This window comes from Rhodococcus sp. NPDC054953, from assembly GCF_053609225.1.
The window spans coordinates 128482-149448 of sequence record NZ_JBSGXD010000005.1 but is presented as its reverse complement, the minus strand read 5'-3'; the positions used below and the strand labels follow the sequence as shown (position 1 = coordinate 149448).

Annotated in this window: 21 protein-coding genes; 9 read left to right on the top strand and 12 right to left on the bottom strand. The window is 71.0% G+C overall.

The annotated features are described in order from the left end of the window. From ACWF62_RS05815 to ACWF62_RS05805, 3 genes are read left to right on the top strand one after another with little or no spacing between them, the layout of a single operon-like run. The gene (locus tag ACWF62_RS05815) at positions 1–1182 is read left to right on the top strand and encodes an ABC transporter ATP-binding protein (RefSeq protein WP_378506663.1); all 1182 of its coding nucleotides are present in this window, start codon (positions 1–3) and stop codon (positions 1180–1182) included. Further along, positions 1179–2084 (top strand): 2-aminoethylphosphonate ABC transporter permease subunit, encoded by a 906-nt coding sequence (locus ACWF62_RS05810; protein WP_378506662.1) that lies wholly within the window; start codon positions 1179–1181, stop codon positions 2082–2084. Before ACWF62_RS05815 ends, ACWF62_RS05810 begins: the two co-directional genes overlap by 4 nt. Further along, positions 2059–2844 (top strand): ABC transporter permease, encoded by a 786-nt coding sequence (locus tag ACWF62_RS05805; protein WP_378506661.1) that lies wholly within the window; start codon positions 2059–2061, stop codon positions 2842–2844. The genes ACWF62_RS05810 and ACWF62_RS05805 overlap by 26 nt, the downstream gene beginning before the upstream one ends. A gap of 43 nt (positions 2845–2887) precedes the next feature. Here the strand turns inward: ACWF62_RS05805 and ACWF62_RS05800 are convergent, their stop codons facing one another. Next, a complete protein-coding gene (locus tag ACWF62_RS05800; protein WP_452629594.1) occupies positions 2888–4516 on the bottom strand; it encodes an AMP-binding protein in 1629 nt (542 codons plus the stop codon). 107 nt (positions 4517–4623) lie between these two features. Here ACWF62_RS05800 and ACWF62_RS05795 point away from each other — a divergent pair, with 107 nt between their 5' ends. From ACWF62_RS05795 to ACWF62_RS05780, 4 genes are all read left to right on the top strand, one after another. Beyond that, positions 4624–5481, top strand: a complete 858-nt coding sequence (locus ACWF62_RS05795) for a LuxR C-terminal-related transcriptional regulator (RefSeq protein ID WP_378506659.1) — start codon at positions 4624–4626, stop codon at positions 5479–5481. Positions 5482–5512: 31 nt separating this feature from the next. Beyond that, positions 5513–6925, top strand: a complete 1413-nt coding sequence (locus tag ACWF62_RS05790; protein WP_378506658.1) for an APC family permease — start codon at positions 5513–5515, stop codon at positions 6923–6925. A 73-nt stretch (positions 6926–6998) separates the two neighbouring features. Then, positions 6999–7763: a nuclear transport factor 2 family protein gene (locus tag ACWF62_RS05785; RefSeq protein ID WP_452629593.1), complete on the top strand. Its 765-nt coding sequence runs from the start codon at positions 6999–7001 to the stop codon at positions 7761–7763. A 118-nt stretch (positions 7764–7881) separates the two neighbouring features. After that, on the top strand, positions 7882–8337 hold the full coding sequence (locus ACWF62_RS05780) for a hypothetical protein (protein ID WP_378506656.1): 456 nt from the start codon (positions 7882–7884) through the stop codon (positions 8335–8337). A 7-nt stretch (positions 8338–8344) separates the two neighbouring features. Here ACWF62_RS05780 and ACWF62_RS05775 read toward each other — a convergent pair whose 3' ends face one another. From ACWF62_RS05775 to ACWF62_RS05750, 6 genes are all read right to left on the bottom strand, one after another. Next, positions 8345–10153, bottom strand: coding sequence for a penicillin-binding transpeptidase domain-containing protein (locus ACWF62_RS05775; RefSeq protein ID WP_452629592.1), 1809 nt, complete (start codon positions 10151–10153; stop codon positions 8345–8347). Positions 10154–10264: 111 nt separating this feature from the next. Further along, entirely contained in the window at positions 10265–11101 is an 837-nt protein-coding gene (locus ACWF62_RS05770; protein WP_378506654.1) for a GNAT family N-acetyltransferase, read from the bottom strand. 83 nt (positions 11102–11184) lie between these two features. Next, the gene (gene ispG / locus ACWF62_RS05765) at positions 11185–12339 is read right to left on the bottom strand and encodes a flavodoxin-dependent (E)-4-hydroxy-3-methylbut-2-enyl-diphosphate synthase (RefSeq protein ID WP_378506653.1); all 1155 of its coding nucleotides are present in this window, start codon (positions 12337–12339) and stop codon (positions 11185–11187) included. 45 nt (positions 12340–12384) lie between these two features. Continuing rightward, positions 12385–13611 (bottom strand): M50 family metallopeptidase, encoded by a 1227-nt coding sequence (locus ACWF62_RS05760; protein ID WP_452629591.1) that lies wholly within the window; start codon positions 13609–13611, stop codon positions 12385–12387. Positions 13612–13619: 8 nt separating this feature from the next. Beyond that, the gene (dxr, locus tag ACWF62_RS05755; RefSeq protein ID WP_452629590.1) at positions 13620–14771 is read right to left on the bottom strand and encodes a 1-deoxy-D-xylulose-5-phosphate reductoisomerase; all 1152 of its coding nucleotides are present in this window, start codon (positions 14769–14771) and stop codon (positions 13620–13622) included. Between the two features lie 49 nt (positions 14772–14820). After that, positions 14821–15627 carry an NAD(P)H-binding protein gene (locus ACWF62_RS05750; RefSeq protein ID WP_452629589.1) on the bottom strand — a complete coding sequence of 269 codons (807 nt, stop codon included), beginning with the start codon at positions 15625–15627 and terminating at the stop codon, positions 14821–14823. A gap of 198 nt (positions 15628–15825) precedes the next feature. Between ACWF62_RS05750 and ACWF62_RS05745 the strand changes: the two genes are divergently transcribed. Continuing rightward, on the top strand, positions 15826–16074 hold the full coding sequence (locus ACWF62_RS05745) for a DUF2631 domain-containing protein (protein WP_378506649.1): 249 nt from the start codon (positions 15826–15828) through the stop codon (positions 16072–16074). Positions 16075–16141: 67 nt separating this feature from the next. Here the strand turns inward: ACWF62_RS05745 and rlmN are convergent, their stop codons facing one another. Continuing rightward, a complete protein-coding gene (gene rlmN / locus ACWF62_RS05740; RefSeq protein ID WP_452629588.1) occupies positions 16142–17251 on the bottom strand; it encodes a 23S rRNA (adenine(2503)-C(2))-methyltransferase RlmN in 1110 nt (369 codons plus the stop codon). Positions 17252–17344: 93 nt separating this feature from the next. Between rlmN and ACWF62_RS05735 the strand changes: the two genes are divergently transcribed. Continuing rightward, a complete protein-coding gene (locus ACWF62_RS05735; protein WP_378506647.1) occupies positions 17345–17749 on the top strand; it encodes a lipopolysaccharide assembly protein LapA domain-containing protein in 405 nt (134 codons plus the stop codon). Positions 17750–17756: 7 nt separating this feature from the next. Here ACWF62_RS05735 and ACWF62_RS05730 read toward each other — a convergent pair whose 3' ends face one another. The 4 genes from ACWF62_RS05730 to pyrH form a co-directional block, all read right to left on the bottom strand. After that, positions 17757–18485, bottom strand: coding sequence for a class I SAM-dependent methyltransferase (locus tag ACWF62_RS05730; RefSeq protein ID WP_378569943.1), 729 nt, complete (start codon positions 18483–18485; stop codon positions 17757–17759). Continuing rightward, entirely contained in the window at positions 18482–19315 is an 834-nt protein-coding gene (locus ACWF62_RS05725; RefSeq protein ID WP_378506645.1) for a phosphatidate cytidylyltransferase, read from the bottom strand. Before ACWF62_RS05725 ends, ACWF62_RS05730 begins: the two co-directional genes overlap by 4 nt. A gap of 69 nt (positions 19316–19384) precedes the next feature. Next, complete coding sequence (frr, locus tag ACWF62_RS05720) at positions 19385–19942, bottom strand: ribosome recycling factor (RefSeq protein ID WP_378506644.1); 558 nt, start codon at positions 19940–19942, stop codon at positions 19385–19387. A 45-nt stretch (positions 19943–19987) separates the two neighbouring features. Further along, on the bottom strand, positions 19988–20731 hold the full coding sequence (pyrH, locus tag ACWF62_RS05715) for a UMP kinase (RefSeq protein WP_378506643.1): 744 nt from the start codon (positions 20729–20731) through the stop codon (positions 19988–19990). Between the last annotated feature and the right edge of the window lie 236 nt (positions 20732–20967).

Genomic DNA, 20967 nt, shown 5'->3' with positions numbered 1-20967 from the left:
ATGAACAGGATCAACACCCGGTGGCGCGCCACGGACACCGGCACCGACCGTGGCACCCGCGGCGCCACCCACCCTGCGATCACCTTCGACCGCGTCAACGTGGCCTACGGGCGGGGACGCGGCGCCACCCGGGCGTTGATCGACTTCAACCTGCGCGTGGCGCCGGGCGAGACCGTCGCCCTGCTCGGGCCGAGCGGGTCCGGCAAGTCGACCGCGCTCAAGGCGCTCGCCGGGTTCAACCGCCCGGTGTCGGGCACCGTCCGCCTCGGCGACGTCGACGTGACCGACCTGCCCCCGGCCCGGCGCGGGATCGGCGTCGTCGTCCAGTCCTACGCGCTGTTCCCGCACATGCGGGTCGCGGAGAACGTCGCGTTCGGCCTGCGCTCGCAGCGCGTGCCGCGGTCCGAAATCGGCGGCCGGGTCGCGGACGCCCTCGAAATGGTCGGAATGTCGGCCTACGGCAAGCGTTTTCCCCGCGAACTGTCCGGCGGGCAACAGCAGCGGGTGGCGATCGCCAGGGCGCTCGCGATCCGCCCGAAGGTGCTGCTGCTGGACGAGCCGCTCGCCGCGCTCGACGCGCAGCTGCGGCAGTCGATGCTCACCGAACTGCAGCAGCTGCGGGCGGCCTTGCCGGACACCGCGATGCTCTACGTCACCCACGACCAGTCCGAGGCGCTCGCGCTCGCCGACCGGATCGCCGTGATGCGCGACGCCCGACTGGTGGACGTGGACACCACCGAGAACCTGTGGAAGCGGCCCCCGAGCAGTTTCACCGCCGCGTTCCTCGGCGGGGCGAACCTGCTGCCAGCCGCGGTGACCCGGGTGATCGGCGGATCCGCCCTGGTGTCGCTGGCCGGTGTTCCGGTCACCGCCCAGGCGCCGGCGACACCGGCCGGTGCCGCCGACTGGGAGGCCGCCGATTCCGCCGCCCTGCTGTGCATCCGGCCGCACGCGGTGACCCTGGTGTCCCCCGGCGAGCGGGGTGCGCTGGCCGGGACCGTCACCGGGAGCGTCTGGCGCGGCGCAACCACCCGCCTCACCGTCACCCTCGACGGGCTGCCCGGGCATCCGGTCGACGTGGACGTCACCGGACACGACGGTCGACCGATCGGCAGCCCGGTCGGGGTGAGCTTCCCCGACCTGAGCGCGGTGCTGGTCCCGGCCCCGGGACCGGTGTCGTGACCGCGCTCCTGGACCGCCCGGTGTCGGACCCGATCCCGGTGCGGCCCGAACCGCGCCGATGGGCACCGACCCTGTTGGCGCTGCCGCCGCTGCTGCTGGTGCTCGGGTTCGCCGTCTACCCGATGGCCCGGGTGCTTGCCGAGTCCACCGTCACCGACGACGGCCGCGGCTGGTCCACCTGGACCGAGGTGCTGGGGTCGGAGCTGTTCCGGAACGCGTTGTGGCGCACCGTGCAGATCGCGGCGCTGTCGACGCTCGGCGCGATGGTGCTTGGCACGTTCCTTGCGCTGGTCCTCGCGTTCGTCCCGTTTCCCGGGTCGAAGGTGGTGGGCAGGCTGATCGACACGGTGCTGTCGCTGCCGTCGTTCCTGATCACCCTCGCGTTCACGTTCCTGTACGGCACCGCGGGCGCGGTCAACGCCCTGATCACCCGGATCACCGGCGCCGAGCAGGGGCCGTTGAACTTCCTCGCGACCCCGCTCGGCGTCATCGCCGCCGAGATCACCTTCTTCACCCCGTTCGTCGTGCGGCCGCTGCTCGCCGCGTTCACCCAGCTGCCGCGCGAGCAGCTCGACGTCGCCGCCAGCCTCGGCGCGTCACCGGCCCGGGTGCTGCGGACGGTGGTGATGCCGGAGGCGTGGCCGGCGCTGATGTCCGGTGGATCACTGGTCCTGCTGTTGACGCTCAACGAGTTCGGCATCGTGCTGTTCACCGGGGCGAAGGACGTGGTGACGCTGCCGGTGCTGATCTACACCCGCGGCATCGTGACCTTCGACCTGCCCGGCGCCGCGGTCATCGCGACGGTGCAGGTGGCGCTGTCGATCGCGCTGTACGTCGGCTACCGGGTCCTGTTCAACCGACCGATGGGAGGCAGCCGTGCTGCTGTGGACAACGCGCGCTAGGGCACTCACGCTGACCGTGTTCGGGCTGGTGGTCGCGGTGGTCTTCGTTGCCCCGATCGCGACGGTCATCGCGGCGGGCCTCGCCGGGTCTTGGACCGGGCCGCTGCCGTCGGACCTGGGCGGCAAGCACTTCGCCGCCGCCCTGTCGGACGACAACCTGGCGAGCCTGGCGGTGAGCCTGCAGACGGCGTTCATCGCGGGCGCCCTCGCGCTCGGGGTCGGGACGTGGGCGGCGCTCGCGGCACGGGAGGCGCCGGCCTGGCTGCGGAAGCTCACCGACGCCGTGTTCCACCTGCCGATCGCGGTGCCGTCGGTGGCGATCGGCCTCGGCCTGCTGATCGCGTTCAACTCGCGGCCGCTGTTGCTCGGCGGCACCAAGTGGATCGTGATTCTCGCGCACACGGTGCTGGTGTTGGCGTTCGCGTTCAGCTCTGTCTCCGCCGCGCTGGACCGGATGGACCCCGCCTACCGGCAGGCCGCCGAGTCGCTCGGCGCCGGACCGGTCCGGGTGCTGCTGCGGGTGACGCTGCCGCTGCTGCTGCCCGCGATCGGCGCCGCCGCCGGGCTGTCCATCGCGCTGTCGATGGGTGAGCTCGGGGCCACCGTGATGGTGTACCCGGCGACGTGGAAGACGCTGCCGGTGACCATCTTCGGGCTCACCGACCGCGGCCAGGTGTTCCAGGCCGCCGCGAACACCACGCTGCTGCTCGCGGTCACCCTGCTCGCGCTGCTGGTCGTCGGCCGCCTCCGCAGGCGCTGACGCACCCGTGAGTCCTTCTGGTCCCGCTGGGGGCCAAAAGGACTCACGGGCGCAGCCGCAGGATGTACCGCTGTACCTTGCCGCTGGGGGTCTTCGGCAGCGACGGCACGAAGTGCACGGTCCGCGGATAGGCGTGCGCCGCGAACTTCTTCTTCACCAGCTGCTGCAGCTCGGCCTCGAGGTCGTCGGTGCCATCCACCCCGTCCCGGAGCACAACGAACGCCTCAAGCACCTCACCGCGCAGCTCATCGGGCATGCCGACGACGGCGGCCTCGACGACGTGCTCGTGCATCACCAGGACGGACTCGACGTCGAACGGGCCGATCCGGTAGCCGGCCATGATGATCACGTCGTCATCGCGGGAGGAGAAGAAAAAGTGCCCGTCCTCGTCGGTGCTGCCCGCGTCCCCGGTGATGTACCAGCGGCCGTCCGCGGTGAACCGCTGCCTGGTCTTCTCCGGGGCGTCGACGTAGCCGGCGAACCACATCAGCGGCGAGCGACGGGTGTCGATCGCGACCCGGCCCGCGGTCCGCGGCGGCGCCACCTCGTCGGCGTCGTCGCGCAGCACCGCGCACGACCAGCCCGGCAGCGCCCGCCCCATCGACCCGGCCGGAACCTGCTCACGCAGGCCGTCGGCCCAGGCGTTGACGATGAACATGCCGTGCTCGGTCTGCCCGTAGTGATCGCGCACCTCGCAGCCGAGGGTGGACCGCGACCAGGCGACGACGTCGGGGGTCAGCGGCTCCCCCGCCGACGACGCGCGCCGCAGCGTCAGGCCGTCGGGGACCGGCCCGGTGTCGGCGCGCAGGCTGCGGTACACGGTGGGCGCGGCGGCAAAGTTGGTGACCCCGAAGCGCTCGATCACCTGCCAGGTCAGCGCCGCCGAGAATCCGGCGTGCAGCAGCAGGCTGCGGGTCCCGGCCGCCATCGGGCCGAGCAGCGCGTAGTACAGGCCGTACGCCCAGCCCGGGTCGGCGGCGTTCCAGAAGACATCGTCGGGACGCACGTCGAGGCCGAACTCGAGGTAGCCGTGGAACGAGGCCAGCGCGCGCACCGGGACCGGCACCCCCTTCGGCGTTCCGGTGGTGCCGGAGGTGAACAGCTGCACCAGCGGCGCCGCGCCCCCGACCGCGACGGCCGCGCCCTTCGGGTCGTCCGCGGTGTGCGCGGCGAGCAGGTCGGTGAGCCGCAGCTGCGCGTCGGACTCCGGGTCTCCCGCCGCGACGACCGTCGTCCACGGGGCGTCGGCGGGGATGTCGTCGCCCGGCGCGAGCTTGCCCAGCTGGTCCCGGTCCGCGACCACGACCCGCGCGCCCGCCGAGGTCAGCCGGAACGCGATCGCGGGCGGGGCGAACGCGGTGAACAGCGGCACGTGGACGGCGCCGCGGCGCCAGATGCCGAGGAGCGCGACGACGAGTTCGGCGGACTTGCCCATCAGGGTGGCGACGCAGTGGCCCGCCTCGACCCCCAGGTCGGCGAGCGCGGCGGCGAACCGCGTCGACTCGTCGCGCAGCTCGCCGTAGGTGAGGTCCCGCGAGGACAGGTCCGCGTCGATCACGGTGAACGCGACGGCGTCGGCCGGGTGCCGGTCGCACAGCAGCTCGGCCGCGCAGGCGTCGGCGGTGTCGTATCGGGCCAGCAGCGCACCAACGCGGGTCGCGGTGTCGTTCATCGGTGGTTCCTCCCACTTCCGTTCCGGGCGTGACGCCGACCACGTCACTGGCCTTATGATCTAGCTCACAGGAGCCGTTCACCACCCCCGGAAAGGGGTAGCCACCGATGCCGATGCCGAGCCCCCTCCTACGTCCCAGGGACGGCGACGCGCTGCGCGCCGAGCTGCGTCATGCGGCGGGCCTGACGGGTGTTCCCGTGCTGTTCGGCGGCGAGGTTCACGACGGCAACCTGCTGCTCACCGAGTTCCTCGGCACCCGGACGAACGGGCTAAGGGGCCTGACCGTGCCGTCCACATCCGGTCTCGGCGGCCGCGCCGCCCACCAACGCCGTCCCGCATCGGTCCCCGACTACCGCATCGCCCGCAGCATCACCCACCACTTCGACGGCCCGGTCCTCGGCGAGGGGCTGCGGTCGGTGCTCGCCGTGCCGGTCGTCGTCGACGGCGTGTCCCGGGCCGTGCTGTACGCGGCGATCCGGGAGTCGACACCGATCGGTGACCGGACCGCCGAGGTGCTGACACTGTCCGGGCGCCGACTCGCCGCGGAGATCACGATCCGCGACGAGGTGGACCGCAGGCTGCGTCTGCTCGGCACCCGCGACGCGGCGGCGGGTGGCGTCGACGCGGCGGTGTCCGAGGGCATCCGGGACGCCAACGCGGACCTGCGGAGCCTGGCCACGGACGTCCCCGACGACGCGCTGCGGCGGCGGCTGCGTGCGGTCGCGGACAAGCTCGCCGGGCTGCTCTCCGCAGGCGCCGACCCGGGCGCCGTCGCCCTGTCGCCGCGGGAACTCGACGTCCTCGCCCACATCGCCTTGGGTTGCACGAACAACGAAGTCGCGCATCGACTCTCGCTGGGGGCGGAGACGGTCAAGAGCTACCTGCGCAGCGCGATGGGCAAGCTGGACGCGCACTCCCGGCACGAAGCGGTGGTGAGCGCGCGGCGGCTCGGCCTGCTGCCCTAGGCCCGAAGGCGATTCCACTCAAGGAGGCGTCATGACCACACCGGCCGACACCGGACAGGAACCGACGCTCAGACGGGTGATGGGACCGTGGCTGCTGCTGCTGTTCATCGTCGGCGATATCCTCGGCACCGGCATCTACGCCCTGACCGGGCAGGTGGCCAAGGATGTCGGCGGCGTGGTGTGGTTGCCCTTCCTCGTCGCGTTCGGGGTCGCGCTGATCACCGCGTTCAGCTACCTGGAGCTGGTCACCAAGTATCCGCAGGCCGCCGGGGCCGCGCTGTACACGCACAAGGCGTTCGGCATCCAATTCCTGACGTTCATGGTCACGTTCGCGGTGATGTGTTCGGGGATCACGTCGGCGGCGACCGCGTCCCGCGCGTTCGCCGCGAACTTCGCCGAGGCCTTCGACCTCGACCTGCGCACCGGCATCGGGATCACCCTGCTCGGCATCGCCTTCATGCTGATCGTCGCGGCGGTCAACTTCCGCGGCGTCGGCGAATCGGTGAAGGTGAACGTGGTGCTCACCTGCGTGGAGCTGTCGGGCCTGCTGATCATCATCTTCATCGGCATGTGGGCGCTCGGCGTCGGCGACGGCGACTTCTCCCGCGCGATGACGTTCGACACCGGGGATCGCACCGCGCTCGGCGGGGTGATCGCGGCGACCACGCTGGCCTTCTACGCGATGGTCGGATTCGAGGACTCGGTGAACATGGCCGAGGAATGCAAGGATCCGAGCCGGATCTTTCCGAAGGTGCTGCTGATCGGTCTGCTGTTCACCGGCCTGGTCTACGTGCTGGTGTCGGTGACCGCGATCGCGCTGGTGCCTGCGGCCGAGCTCGGCGAGGGCGACACCCCGCTGCTGAAGGTGGTGCAGGCCGGGGCGCCCGGGTTCCCGATCGGGATCTTCGCGTTCATCACGATGTTCGCGGTAGCGAACACCGCGCTGATCAACATGCTGATGGCGAGCCGGCTGCTGTACGGGATGAGCAGGCAGCACGTGCTGCCACCACAGCTGGGCCGGGTGCACCGGTCCCGGCGCACCCCGTACATCGCGATCGGCTTCACCACCCTGTTGGCCCTCGGCCTGATCACGTTTGTCGGCGAGGTGCCCCAGCTCGGCGGCACCACCGCTCTGCTGCTGCTCTGCGTGTTCACCATCGTCAACGTCGCGGTCCTGGTGCTGCGGCGGAACCCGGTCGACCACAAGCACTTCCGGGCACCCACCGTGCTTCCGGTGGTCGGCGCGCTCAGCTGCGCGTTCCTGGCAACCCCGCTGACCGACCGCAACCCCGACCAGTACGCGATCGCCGGGGCGCTGCTGGCGATCGGGGTGGTGTTGTGGTTCGTGAACGTCCTGGTCAACAAGAAGCTCGGCGTCAAGGGCGAACTGCACCCGGAGTACCTCGGGGACGATCCGGCGCACCCGCACGGCCCCACCAACTGACTTCTAGAACACGTTCCAGAACTCTGGCATACTCCGCGGTGCCCACAGCCCTCACCGACCCCGAGGTGTGCCCATGCTCGCCGATCCCGCCGCCCTGCTCGCGCTCGCGCACGCCTCCCCCGCCGCGGTCGCCGACCACGACAGGGATGCGTGGCTCGGCCTGTTCGCGCGGTCGCACGTGGTCGAGGACCCGGTCGGGGGCAGGCCCGTCCTCGGCGGCCTCTACGACCGGCGCAGCCGCCGCCGCGGCGGCCAGCCCCTCGCCCGCTTCTGGGACACCTTCATCGCTCCCAACGACATTCGCTTCCACGTCGAACGCGACGACATCGTCGACGGGATGACGGTGGTCCGCGACGTCACCATCGAGACCCGGCTCGGTGGCGGCGTCGTCGCGAAGGCGCCGATGCATCTGCTGTACGAGACCACCCTCGACGACGGCGAACCCCGAATCCGTCGGATCGCCGCGCACTGGGCGGCGGCCCCGATGTTCGCGCAGGTCGCGGGCGTTGACCCCGCGAAGGTGCGGGTCGGCCTTTCGATGGCGGGGCGGATGCTGCGGCACCAGGGCGTCGGCGGGACGCTCGCGTTCGGCGCCGCGGTCCGCAGCGTCGGTGACCGCGGCAAGCAGGCCGTCCGGCACCTCGTCGAGGCCGCGGGGCGGGGCGACACCGGCGCCGCGCGCACCCTCGGCGGCCGCACCGTCACCAACCTGACGAAGGTGATTGCCGCCGGCGATGCCGTCACCGCGTCCTGCACCGCCGACGGCGCGCCCGCCCTGCTGTGCTGCTACCTCGACCGCCGGAGCCTGCGGGTAGTCCGCGCCGTCATCTACTCCTGACCCGGACCGCTCGCGCAGGGCGGGTGGGATCTTCCACCACCCGGGGTGGGTGTCCGCGCCAGCCGCCGCGCGGGACGCTAATGGGGCACTCGACCACAACACCCACAGGGAGTCCCTCATGAGCCGTTCCCGCACCGCCCGAACCATCATCACCGTGCTCGCCGCGTCGGCGGGACTGACGCTCGGCCTGACCGGCGTCGCGTCGGCGGCCGCTGTCCCCGACCTCGACCCGACGCTCACCGCTCCGATGCACCCCGGCGTCCCGGACGGTGGAGCAACGGATCCCGCGGACGCGTGCCCGATGCCGCCGCACGACCCGGGCATGGCGCGCGCGGAGGTCTGCCCGAGCGACCCGCGGGTGACGACACCGCACGGCGTCCTGGATCCGGGGCCTACCGTGGTCGACCCGGAACCGGAGGTGCGTGATCACCGCGGTCCGGGCGGGGAGCCCGGCGGCGGGGTCCTGGTCGGCCCCACGGAACCCGAACCGGTCGTGCGGGACCACCGCACCCCCCAGCCGGAACCCGTCGTGCGCGACCACCGCGGCGCCGCCGCGGCACCCGTGTCCGGGTAGCGCCCGCTCAGTACCCCGCGGGCAGCGCGGCGAACATGTCGTTGGTGACCGCGACCGCGTTGTCGGAGCTGCCACCGCGGACCACGAGCGTCGCAAACGCGAGATCGCCGCGGTAGCCGACGAACCACGCGTGGGAACCGCCATCCACCTCGGCCTCCCCGGTCTTGCCGTAGACGTCGCCCTCCCCCGCGATCCGGGTCGCGGTGCCCGAGGTGACCACCTCGCGCATCATGCCGCGCAGCCCGTCGACCATCTGCGGCGTGATCGGGGTGCGCTCGCCGTCGACGGTGGTCTCGTCGCCGACGATCAGATGTGGCACCGGTGTCGAGCCGTTCGCGACGGTCGCGGCGGCCAAGGCCATCCCGAACGGGCTGACCAGCACCTTGCCCTGACCGAACCCGTCCTCGGTGCGCTGCACCAGGTCGTCGGCGGGGGGCACCGAGCCCGCATCGGTGGGTAAACCGGGGACGTCGTAGTCGACGCCGATGCCGAACTGCGCTGCCGCCCTGGTCAGCGTGTCCGGCTCCATCTCGCTGGCCAGTTTCGCGAAGGTGGTGTTGCAGGACCGCGCGAACGCGGTGCTCATCGACACGGTGCCGAGCGCGAACTCGTTGTAGTTCGGCACCGATCGTTCCCCGATCACGATCCGGCCCGGGCAGCCGACCATGGTGCCGGGGGTCGCGAGGCCGGTGTCGATCGCCGCGCCAGCGGTGATGATCTTGAACGTCGAGCCGGGTGGGTACATGCCGGTGGACGCGACGGGGCCGTCCCGGTCGGCGGCCTTGTTCTGCGCGACGGCGAGGATCGCCCCGGTGGACGGCTGGATCACCACCATCATCGCCTGCTCGGTGCGGGCGTCGACCGCGTTCTGTGCGGCGACCTGGATCGGGCGGTCGAGGCTGACCGAGAACGACGGGGCCGGTTGGGGTTTGGTGTCCGTCAGCACGTCGGTGTCGACGCCGTTCTGGTTGACGGTCACGACGCTCCACCCGGCGGTGCCGTCCACCTCGTCGATGACCCGCTTCTTGACCTGGCCGATCAGGTCGGGCGCGAAGTCGCGGTCGGTGGACAGCAGGTCGGCCTCCTCGTCGACCGTGACCCCCGGCAGTTCGGTCAGGGACGCGGCGACCGTCTCGTAGTCCTCCTCGCGCAGGCTCGCGACCAGATAGGTGCCCTTGACGCTGGACGCCGACTCGGCGATCGACTGCGCGGTCAGGGACGGGACGAACGGCGCCAGGATCCTCGCGAGCGCGCCTGCGACGGACCCCAGGTCGCCCGCCTTCCGCGCGTCCAGCTTGATCCGTTCGATGGTGCCGGGCACCAGCACGTCGGTTCCGGACCGTTCGTTGACCCTGGCCCGGGGGGCCGGTATCGCGCGCAGCGACATCGTGTGGGTGTCACCGAGTTTCGGGTGCAGGTCGGTCGAATTCCACCGCACCGCCCAGTCCCCATCCTTCCTGCCCATCTGCAGGTCACCGCTGTAGGTCCAGACCCGGTTCTTCGGAAGGTGCCACTCGTAGGTGTAGCCGACGGTCGCGGTGTCGCCGGCGACCCGGACGTCGCCGAGCGTCGCGGTCATCGACTCGGCCTGCAGGTTGTCCCACGCCGAGTCCAGCGCCTGCTGCGCGACGTCGGGCCGGTCGGACAGCGCGGCCGCTGCGGCAGTCTCCCGCCCGGCGAGCGCGGTCACGAACTGCTGGGCCGCCGGTTCGGGCCCGTCGGGCTTCGGGGTACACGCGGCGAGCCCGACGGTGAGCGCCCCGGCGAGCGCGAGGACGAACGGGGTGCGGGCGCGGTGGGCGACACGTGACTTCATCGACGCCCATAGTAGGTGCGCCGCGCACGCATTCGGCCCAACGACCGTGCGCGATGTGTACCCCGACCGGGGTGCTCGGCACGCACGGCGGCAGAGCCGACCGAGGGCAGGCTAGTCGAGGAGGATGGTCGAGAAGGTGGCCACCTGGGTGAAGCCGATCCGCTCGTATGCGCGACGGGCCGGGGCGTTGAAGCTGTTGACGTACAGGCTGGCGGTGCGGCCGCCGTCGACGACGGCGGCGGCGACCGCGGCGGTACCCGCGGCGCCGAGGCCACGACAGCGGTGTTCGGGGTGCACCCACACTCCCTGGATCTGGCCCACCTGGCGGGACGCGGACCCGATCTCCGCCTTGAACAGCACGGCGCCGTTCTCGAAGCGGGCGAACGCGCGGCCCGCGGCGATGAGCCCGGCGACGCGGCGCCGGTATCCGCGGCCCCCGTCACCGGCGCGCGGGTCGACACCGACCTCCTCGATGAACATGTCGACGGCGGCGACGAGGTAGGCGTCGAGCTCGTCCATCCTGACCAGGCGAACCTGCGGATCGGGTTCGACGAGTGGCCGCGCGGCGAGCGCGAGCAGCGGCTGGTCGGCACGGACCTCCCGGGCCGGGCCCCAGTCGGATTCGAGCATCTCCCACAGCGGCATCGTCAGTTCGGCCCGCCCGACCAGCGAGGAGCACATGCGCGGGAACCGGCACGCCCGGTCCGCGAAGGCGCGCAGATCGCCGATGGTGCCGCGCAGCGGGACGAGGTTCGCGCCGGAGAAGCACAGCGACTCGTCGGGCCCGCCGCGACTCCACAGTTCCCCGTTGATCGAACGCGGTTCGACACCGAGGTCCTGCACCCGGGCGGCGACCATGCACGTCGCGACGGGGTCGGCGTCGAGCACCCGGAGCACGTCGGCGCGGTCCCGCGCGCCGAGTTGCCTGGCGCCGAGGAGTTTGAGCACCCCGTCACCCCCGGGTCTCGTCGAACGAATCGGACACTTGAATCACCCACGCGGTGGGCGTGCCGACAGGATACGGTCCGCGGTCAGCTGACGGTGACGACCGGCGTTCCCGATTCCGAATCGTTGCCCATCTCCTCGGCGATGCGCATTGCCTCCTCGATCAGGGTCTCCACAATCTGCGCCTCCGGGACGGTCTTGATGACCTGACCCTTGACGAAGATCTGCCCCTTGCCGTTGCCGGACGCGACGCCGAGATCCGCCTCGCGGGCCTCGCCGGGACCGTTGACGACGCAGCCCATCACCGCGACGCGCAGCGGAACCTCCATGCCCTCGAGGCCCGCGGTCACCTCGTTCGCGAGGGTGTACACGTCCACCTGGGCCCGCCCACAGGACGGGCAGGACACGATCTCCAGCTTGCGGGGACGCAGGTTCAGCGACTGCAGGATCTGCGTGCCGACCTTGATTTCCTCGGCGGGCGGCGCCGACAGCGACACCCGGATCGTGTCGCCGATGCCCTCGGACAGCAGCGCGCCGAACGCGACCGCCGACTTGATGGTGCCCTGGAAGGCGGGACCGGCCTCGGTGACACCGAGGTGCAGCGGGTAGTCGCACTGCGCGGCGAGCTGCCGGTACGCCTCGACCATCACGACCGGGTCGTTGTGCTTGACGGAGATCTTGATGTCGCCGAAGCCGTGCTCCTCGAACAGGCCCGCCTCCCACAGCGCGGACTCGACGAGGGCCTCCGGGGTGGCCTTGCCGTACTTCTGCATCAGCCGCGGGTCGAGGGAGCCGGCATTGACGCCGATCCGGATCGGGATGCCCGCGTCCCCGGCCGCCTTCGCGACCTCCTTGACGCGGCCGTCGAACTCCTTGATGTTGCCGGGATTGACGCGGACCGCTGCGCAGCCGGCGTCGATCGCGGCGAAGATGTACCGCGGCTGGAAGTGGATGTCCGCGATCACCGGGATCTGGCTCTTCTTCGCGATCGTCGCGAGCGCATCCGCGTCCTCCTGCCGGGGGCAGGCGACACGGACGATGTCGCAGCCGGATGCCGTCAGTTCGGCGATCTGCTGCAGGGTGGCGTTCACGTCGTGCGTCTTGGTGGTGCACATCGACTGCACCGACACGGGATGGTCGCTGCCGACTCCGACACCCCCGACCATCAACTGCCGGGTCGTGCGACGCGGGGCGAGGACTGCGGGGACGTCGGGCATGCCCAAACCGACGGGGCTGGTCACGGTTGCCTACTTTCGTTTTTGCGGTACCAGGGAAGTCTAGTCGGGCTAGAAAATCTTGATCGGGTTGATGATGTCCGCGGTGAGCGTGAGCAGCATGAACGCTCCGCCGATCGCGATCACCACGTACGTCAGCGGCATCAGCTTCATGTAGTCGACCGGCCCACCCGCGGGCAGGCCCCGACGCATCCGCAGGCTGTTGCGGATCTTCTCGTAGACGGCGACGGCCATGTGCCCGCCGTCCAACGGAAGCAGCGGCAGCAGGTTGAAGATGCCGAGGAAGAAGTTCAGCGACGCGAGCAGCACGATGAACATCTCCCACAGGCCGCGTTCGGCGGCCTGCCCACCGATCACCGAGGCGCCGACCACGCTGACCGGGGTGTCGATCGCCCGCTCGCCGCCGGTGACCGCCGTCCACAGGTCGGCCACCTTCGACGGCATCTGGATCAGCCCCTGCACGCTCTGCACGAACAGGTCCCCGGTGTAGACGAACGTCGCGGGGACCGCGGTCACCGCCGAGTACTCCACCCACGCAGGCGGCGCGGCGATGCCGATCGCGCCGACCTCCTTCGACACCGGGGGCAGCGGGTTCTCCGGCGTCGAATCCCGGTTATTGACCCACCGCTGCGCCTGCGTCACCGGCACGTCGACGGTCAGCGTTTCGCCGCCCCGCTCGACGGTGAATTCCGCGGTCCCGGTCACCGGCTGCGTCGCGGTCACGACGTCGGAGAACGTCGGCGTCGGCGTGCCGTTGACCGCGACGATGACGTCGCCCTGCTCGATCCCGGCCGCCTCCGCTGGACCGACGCCGGAGCAGTCGGCCAGCGCGTAGTCCTGCTCCTTCGGGGCCTGTGACGGCGACACGCATACCAGCGCGTCGACCACCGCGCGGTCGTCCCGGTTCGGCAGCCCCCAGCCCACCGCGAGCAGGAAGATCAGCAGCAGGCCGAGCGCGAAGTTCATCACGATGCCGCCGGACATCACGACGAGACGCTTCCACGTCTTCTGCTTGTACATCGCCCGGTCGACCTCGTCGGGGGCGAGCTCGTCGTGCACGGTCATGCCCGCGATGTCGCAAAAGCCGCCGGCGGGGATCGCCTTGAGCCCGTACTCGGTCTCGCCGCGGCGGAACGAGAAGATCTTCGGTCCGAAGCCGATGTAGTACCGGCGGACCTTCATGCCCAGCTTGCGGGCGGTCCACATGTGACCGGCCTCGTGCAGCGCGATCGAAACGGTGATGCCGAGCGCGAACAGGATCACGCCGATGATCAACATGCCGGTTGTCAGCCCTTCCGCTCGACGAGTTCGTGGGCGCGTGCCCTTGCCCAGGCATCCGCCGCGAGCACGTCATCCACGGTAGCCGGTGCCGCCGACCACTGGCCGCCGCCCGCCAGCACCCGCTCCACGGTCCGCACGATCGACGGGAAGGCGGCCGCACCGTCGAGGAAGTACTGGGCGGCGACCTCGTTGGCCGCGTTGTAGACCGCGGTCATGCATCCGCCCGCCTTCCCCGCCGCCCGCGCCAGGTCGACGGCCGGGAAGACGGCGCCGTCGAGCGGTTCGAACGTCCACGTCGACGCGGTCCGGAAGTCGCAGGCGGTGGCCGCGCCGGGCACCCGGTCCGGCCAGCCCAGCGCGAGGGCGATCGGCAGCTTCATGTCCGGCGGGCTGGCCTGGGCGAGCGTGGACCCGTCGGTGAAGGTGACCATCGAGTGCACGACCGACTGCGGGTGCACGGTGACGTCGATGCGGTCGTAGTCGATGCCGAACAGCAGGTGCGTCTCGATCAGTTCGAGGCCCTTGTTCACCAGCGACGCCGAGTTGAGGGTGTTCATCGGGCCCATCGACCAGGTGGGGTGGGCGCCAGCCTGCTCGGGGGTGACGTCCTCGAGCGCGTCCGCGGTCCAGCCGCGGAACGGGCCGCCGGACGCGGTGAGGATCAGGCGGTCCACCTCGTCGGCGCGACCACCCCGCAGGCACTGGGCGAGCGCCGAGTGTTCGGAGTCGACCGGCACGATCTGGCCGGGCGCGGCCGCGGCGGTGACCAGCGGTCCGCCCGCGACCAGGGACTCCTTGTTCGCCAGCGCGAGCCGCGCGCCGGATGCGAGTGCGGCAAGGGTCGGTTCGAGGCCGAGCGACCCGACGAGGGCGTTGAGCACGACGTCCGCCTCGGTGGTGCGGACCAGTTCGGTGACGGCGCCCGGGCCGGCGAGCACGCCGGGCAGGTCGAGCCGGGCGGCGGCTGCGGGGTCGGCGACCGCGACCCGGGTGACGCCGGTGGCGCGGATCTGGTCGGCGAGCAGGTCGATGTTGCCACCGCCCGCGGCCAGGCCGACGACGGTGAACTTGTCGGGGTTCGCGGCGATGACCTCGAGGGCCTGGGTGCCGATGGAGCCGGTGCTGCCGAGCAGGAGCACGCGCGTAGGTTCTGCCACCCGTCCATTGTTCCCGATGCGACCTGAGAGCAACCTGACAGCCCGGCGGTCAGCGGAAGTGGTCGGCGTGCGCGGCCGCCCACGCGGCGTGGCTCGTCGCGGGCTGCCCGGTCACGTCGGCGACCGTGGTCGTCGCGGCCTGCGGCGCACCCACCATCGAGGCGATGGCCTCATCGATGTAGAAGGCGGCGTTGTCCCCCATCACCGGCCGCAGCACGGTCACGGCCTCGGCGGGGGTCACCCGCAGGAAGGACACCGGCCGACCGATCGCGGCGCCGAGATCCTGGATCCGCTGCCCGCGCGAGATCGCCGTCGGGCCGGTGAGCCGGTAGGTCCGGCCCGCGTGCCCCTCACCAAGGAGCACGGTCGCGGCGACCCTGGCAATGTCGTCCATCGCAATGGGGGCGCTGACCACCTCGGGATACGGGTCGAGGACCACGCCGGTGCGGCGGATCTGGTCCGCCCACACCAGGTCGTTCTCGAGGAACTCCCCCGCCCACAGATGGGTCCACTCGATCCCCGATGCCTCGACGGCGAGGGTGACCGCTCCCCACCACGATTCGGGTTCACCGGACAGGTCGACAATGTGCTCGACTCCCGCGTCCCTGGCCATGGCAACCACAGTGCGCACCGTCTCGGGCGCCGGCGCGAGATACATCTTCCGCACCCCCTCAAGCGCTCGTGGCATCGTCTCGGGTCGGCGCAGGTAGCCCAGGGCCACCTCGACGCCGGGCGGCAGTGCCGCCCGCTCAGGGTTGGTGGTCAGCGCGCGGACACCGGTCGCACCCCGGTCGACGAGGTGGTCGATAACGAGACGTCCGACGCTGCCGGTGGCGCCGGTGACGAGGATCGTCATCGGCCGTCGGCTCGCCGCGCCACCACGGCCTCACCGTGCCGCTTCGGGACACCGGCATCGGTGACCATCACCCGTCCGGTAGCTGTGACGGTCATCCGAAACGCCCCTCCCACATGTCCACCCCGCTCGCTACGACGTCGGGTCGTATGCCACGATATGCGAGCAATCCGCATACCCGCACGAGCAGGAGGATCGGCCGTGGCCGCCAGCGAGCCCATCGTCACCAGCAAAGTCGACACCGCCGAGGTGCCCTCTGCGGAATGGGGCTGGAGCGGTGAGGCGCCGCGACTGTTCCGCTTCCTCGGCTGGTTCTTCGCCGCGTTCCTGCTGCTCTACACGGTCGGCAACCACGAGGGCCGGGTCGAGGACCTGTGGCTCGTCGGCCTCGCCGCCGGCATGGTGTTCCTGCTCGTTCGCGACATCATCCGTCGCCGCAAGCCGCGGTAGCCACCCGTCCACGACAACGGCCGCGCCGCTCCGGAAGGAGCCGCGCGGCCGTTGTCGTGGGTGGCGCTCAGTTCTCGGCGGCCAGCTGCCCGCAGGCGGCGGCGATCTCCTGGCCGCGGGTGTCGCGGACCGTGCAGGACACGCCCTGCGCGATGACGCGGCGCACGAACTCGCGTTCGACGTCCTTCGGAGCCGCGTCCCACTCGCTGCCCGGGGTCGGGTTCAGCGGGATCAGGTTTACGTGCACCAGCGGGCCAAGCGCCTTGTGCAGCTTCTTGCCGAGCATGTCCGCCCGCCACGCCTGGTCGTTGACGTTCTTGATCAGCGCGTATTCGATCGACACCCGGCGCCCGCTCCGGTCGGCGTAGTACCGGGCGGCGTCGAGGACCTCGGCGACGGACCACCGGTTGTTGACCGGGACCAGGGTGTCGCGGAGCTCGTCGTCGGGGGTGTGCAGCGACACCGCCAGTCGCACCGACATGTTCTCGTCGGCGAGCTTGCGGATTGCGGGCGCCAACCCGACCGTCGAGACGGTGACGGCACGCTGCGAGATGCCGAGGCCGTCCGGGGCGGGCGAGGTGATCCGGCGGACCGCGGCGACCACCCGCTTGTAGTTGGCGAGGGGCTCCCCCATCCCCATGAACACGATGTTCGACAGCCGACCGGGCCCGCCCTCGATGTCCCCGTCCCGCATCGCGGCTGCCGCCGCCCGCACCTGGTCGACGATCTCCGCGGTCGACAGGTTCCGATCAAGGCCGCCCTGCCCGGTCGCACAGAACGGGCAGGCCATGCCGCACCCCGCCTGGCTGGAGATGCACAGCGTCGCCCGGTCGGGGTAGCGCATCAGCACCGATTCGAGCAGCGTGCCGTCATGCGCCTTCCACAGCGTCTTCCTGGTGGTTCCGTCGTCGCACGCGACGTGCTTGACCGGGGTGAGCAGGGTCGGGAACAGCCGCTCCGCGACCGCCTCCCGGACCGCGGCGGGCAGATCGGTCATCCGCTCCGGGTCGGCCTCGAGCCGGGCGTAGTACTGGCGGGCGAGCTGATCGGCGCGGAAGCCCGGCAACCCGAGGTCCTTGACGGCGGACTTGCGGCCGTCGGCGTCGAGATCGGCCAGGTGGGTGGGCGGCATGCCGCGGCGGGGAGCGTCGAACACGAGGGGCAGGGAAACGGCCATAGTGTCCCCAGTGTTCCATCGGCCGGGGCGACATGCGAACTTCCCGAGCGGGATGCGCGTGCAATCACACATCCGGTGCATGATGATCGGTCCATGTCCCCCACCGACGGACCGCACCGCGACGACTCGGACCCTGCCGACCGTGCGGACCAGCCGCCCGGCCCGACACCGGCGGTCCCGGCCCCGGAGCCCGGACCGCACCCGGCGGCGTCCGGGACCGCCGACACCCCACCCGGGCACCCCCGCCTCGGTCACACCAAGGCGGCCGCCACCTGGACCGGCCTGGTCATCGGGACGCTGGTGCTGATCCTGCTGCTGGTGTTCATCCTGCAGAACCTCGACTCGGTGACGTGGAACCTGTTCTGGTGGGAGTTCTCGCTCCCGCTTGGCGTCAGCCTGTTGCTTGCCGCGATCGCCGGCGCGCTGATCATGGCGTTGGCCGGCGGGGTGCGGATCATGCAGATCCGCCGCCTCGCGAAGCGGTCGACGTCGGGCTAACGACCGGTCAGCCGCCGAGCAGGCCCCGCGGAGCCCGTCGGGTGTGGATCCGGTACCGCACGTCCAGCGCCAGTCCGGGGGTCTGGGCGAACGCCAGATCCGCGATCTTCTCGCCGAACTCGATCCCGAGGACGGCCCGCAGCGCGCGGCGGTCCTCGAACTCCCACCGGGTCGGCACCCGAACGAGGTCGAAGCCCTGCGCCGCGAAGAACGCCTCGACGACGGCCGGGTCGTAGTGCGGCAGGTCGGCGCGCATCCAGTCCCCGTAGCCGGGGGCGGTGGCGTCCAGGTCGACGACGGCGAGGACGCCACCGGGGCGCAGCACCCGCATCGCCTCGGCGATGCCGGGCCCGCAGCCAGGTCCGAAGAAGTACGCGGTGCGCGCGTGCACGACGTCGACGCTGCGGTCCGCGAGCGGCAGCGCCTCCGCGGTCCCCGCCAGCACCCGGACCCCGGCCAGCGAGTCGGTGCGCGCCCGCGCCGCCGCAACCAGCGGCGGGTGCGGCTCGACCCCGGTGACGCTGCCTGCGGCCGCCGCGAATGTCGGCAGGTGGAACCCGGTTCCGCAGCCGACATCGACGAGGTCGCGACCGGCCCAGTCCGCGACCCGGCGCAGTTCCGCGAAGATCGCGCCGTCCGCGTCCTGGGCGCGGTTCTCCACCTCGTAGATCCGCGGCCAGTGCCAGATGTTCGGGCTCGGGATCGGCCGCCCGTGCGGCGGCCTGCGCCGGGTCACAGCAGCGCCGTGAGCACCAGCCAGGTCACGAACGCCGACGGCAACAACGAGTCGAGCCGGTCCATGATGCCGCCGTGCCCGGGCAGCAGGGTGCCCATGTCCTTGATGCCGAGGTCCCGTTTGACCTGCGACTCGATCAGGTCGCCGAGGGTGCCGGTGAGCACCAGCACGACGCCGAGCAGCACGCCGATGAACGGGTTCGCGTCGAGGATGAGGGTGACGGTCGCGAGCGAGCCGATGATCGCGAACAGCAGCGACCCGCCGAGGCCCTCCCAGGACTTCTTCGGGCTGATCGCGGGCACCATCGGATGCTTGCCGAACAGGACGCCCGCGGTGTAGCCGCCGACGTCCGAACAGACGACACCAATCATGAACACGAACACCCACCTGTTGCCGCCCTCGTGGGTGACCATCAGGGTTGCGAACGCCGCGAGCAGCGGGATCCAGGCCGCGACGAACGTGGTGATCGCGGTGTCCCGCAGATAGTTTCGCGGCGCGGACCGCAGCCCCTGCGCCAGCAGCCGCCACACCATGCACACCAGGACGGTGCCGGCGAACCCGGCGAGCACCCCGGTCGTCCCGTACGGCCAGCCGAGCCAGATCGTCGCCTGGCCGCCGAGCAGCAGCGGGATCAGGGGGACGGAGACGTCGCTCTCCCGCAGCCGCTTCGCCACCTCCCAGGTGGCGATCGCCATCGCCGCGGCGACGATGCCGAACCACACCATGGGCACGAACAGCAGCGAGGCGATCACGAGGGCGCCGAGACCCGCCCCCACCGCGATCGCGGCGGGCAGGTTTCGGCCGGCCTTGGAGGCGACGGCGGTGGTCATGCCGTCCGGATGGGGACCATCCGTCCCATCGTGGCGCGCGGCGCCGGTGGGACTGTCGGTGGGCACCGCCTAGACCTCCATCAATTCGGCTTCCTTGTGCTTGACCAGCTCGTCGATGTGCCCGACGTACTTCGCCGTGGTCTTGTCGAGCTCCTTCTCGGCGCGGGCCACCTCGTCCTCGCCTGCCTCGCCGTCCTTCTGGATGCGGTTCAGCTCGTCCATCGCCTTGCGCCGCACGTTGCGGATCGCGACCTTCGCGTCCTCGCCCTTGGCCTTCGACTGCTTAACGAGCTCGCGGCGGCGTTCCTCCGTCAGCTGCGGCACCGACACCCGGATCAGGGTGCCGTCGTCGGTCGGGTTGACGCCGAGGTCCGAGTTCCGGATCGCGTTCTGGATCGGCCCCAGCTGGGCCTGCTCGTAGGGCTTGATGACCACGAGCCGGGCCTCCGGAACGGTGATCGACGCGAGCTGCGAGATCGGCGTCATCGCGCCGTAGTACTCGATCGCGATCCGGTTGAACATGCCGGGATTGGCCCGCCCGGTGCGGATTCCGCCGAGGTCGTCCTTCGCCGACGCGACGGTCTTCTCCATCTTCTCCTCGGCATCGAAGAGCGCTTCATCGATCACGGTGTTCCTCCAGGCTCGCGGGGGTGGCTGCGGATGGTGTGATGGTCACGATTTCACCAGGGTTCCGATCTTCTCACCGGACACCGCGCGCGCGATGTTGCCCTCGGTGAGCAGGTTGAACACCATGATCGGCATCTGGTTGTCCATGCAGAGGCTGAAGGCGGTCGCGTCGGCGACCTTCAGGCCCCGCTCGATGACCTCACGGTGGCTGATCTCGGTGTACATCGTCGCGGTGGGATCGAGCCGGGGGTCGGCGGTGTACACGCCGTCGACGGCCTTGGCCATCAGCACGACCTCCGCGCCGATCTCGAGGGCGCGCTGCGCGGCGGTGGTGTCGGTCGAGAAGTACGGCATGCCCATGCCCGCACCGAAGATGACGACGCGCCCCTTCTCCAGGTGACGGCGCGCCCGCAGCGGCAGATACGGTTCGGCGACCTGACCCATCGTGATGGCGGTCTGCACACGAGTGTCGATGCCTTCCTTCTCCAGGAAGTCCTGCAGCGCAAGGCAGTTCATGACGGTGCCGAGCATGCCCATGTAGTCGGAGCGGGCCCGGTCCATGCCGCGCTGCTGCAGTTCGGCGCCGCGGAAGAAGTTGCCGCCGCCGATCACGACCGCGACCTGCACCCCGGATTCCACCACGGCCTTGATCTGCCGGGCGACGGTCTGCACCACGTCCGGGTCGAGGCCGACCTCGCCGCCACCGAACATCTCGCCGCCGAGTTTCAACAGGACGCGCTTGAAGCCGTCACGTCGGGCAGTGGTGTCGGTTGAGGCGGATTCGGTCATGGCTCTCTCTCGTCTCACGGCCGCGCAGATGGTGCGACCAGCATGAATCGGCCACCGTCGGCGGTACAGCCATAGATGACCTCTCCATCCTGCCCTATCCACCCGCGCGAACCACCGTCGGGTGCGACTTCGCGCCCGTGGGGGGGTCTTCCCCCCATGGGGGGGAGAAGCACACACAAGGCCACCAGCAAGCAAAAAGCCCCGCCCCCCGGTGGTGGCAGGGGCCGTTTTGTGGT

Coding starts and splice junctions, on each gene's coding strand:
- ACWF62_RS05815 (WP_378506663.1), top strand. CDS start 1: ATGAACAGGATCAACACCCGGTGGCGCGCCACGGACACCGGCACCGAC.
- ACWF62_RS05800 (WP_452629594.1), bottom strand. CDS start 4,516: ATGAACGACACCGCGACCCGCGTTGGTGCGCTGCTGGCCCGATACGAC.
- ACWF62_RS05795 (WP_378506659.1), top strand. CDS start 4,624: ATGCCGATGCCGAGCCCCCTCCTACGTCCCAGGGACGGCGACGCGCTG.
- ACWF62_RS05790 (WP_378506658.1), top strand. CDS start 5,513: ATGACCACACCGGCCGACACCGGACAGGAACCGACGCTCAGACGGGTG.
- ACWF62_RS05785 (WP_452629593.1), top strand. CDS start 6,999: ATGCTCGCCGATCCCGCCGCCCTGCTCGCGCTCGCGCACGCCTCCCCC.
- ACWF62_RS05780 (WP_378506656.1), top strand. CDS start 7,882: ATGAGCCGTTCCCGCACCGCCCGAACCATCATCACCGTGCTCGCCGCG.
- ACWF62_RS05775 (WP_452629592.1), bottom strand. CDS start 10,153: ATGAAGTCACGTGTCGCCCACCGCGCCCGCACCCCGTTCGTCCTCGCG.
- ACWF62_RS05760 (WP_452629591.1), bottom strand. CDS start 13,611: ATGTTGATCATCGGCGTGATCCTGTTCGCGCTCGGCATCACCGTTTCG.
- ACWF62_RS05750 (WP_452629589.1), bottom strand. CDS start 15,627: ATGACGATCCTCGTCACCGGCGCCACCGGCAGCGTCGGACGTCTCGTT.
- rlmN (WP_452629588.1), bottom strand. CDS start 17,251: ATGGCCGTTTCCCTGCCCCTCGTGTTCGACGCTCCCCGCCGCGGCATG.
- ACWF62_RS05735 (WP_378506647.1), top strand. CDS start 17,345: ATGTCCCCCACCGACGGACCGCACCGCGACGACTCGGACCCTGCCGAC.
- ACWF62_RS05725 (WP_378506645.1), bottom strand. CDS start 19,315: ATGACCACCGCCGTCGCCTCCAAGGCCGGCCGAAACCTGCCCGCCGCG.
- pyrH (WP_378506643.1), bottom strand. CDS start 20,731: ATGACCGAATCCGCCTCAACCGACACCACTGCCCGACGTGACGGCTTC.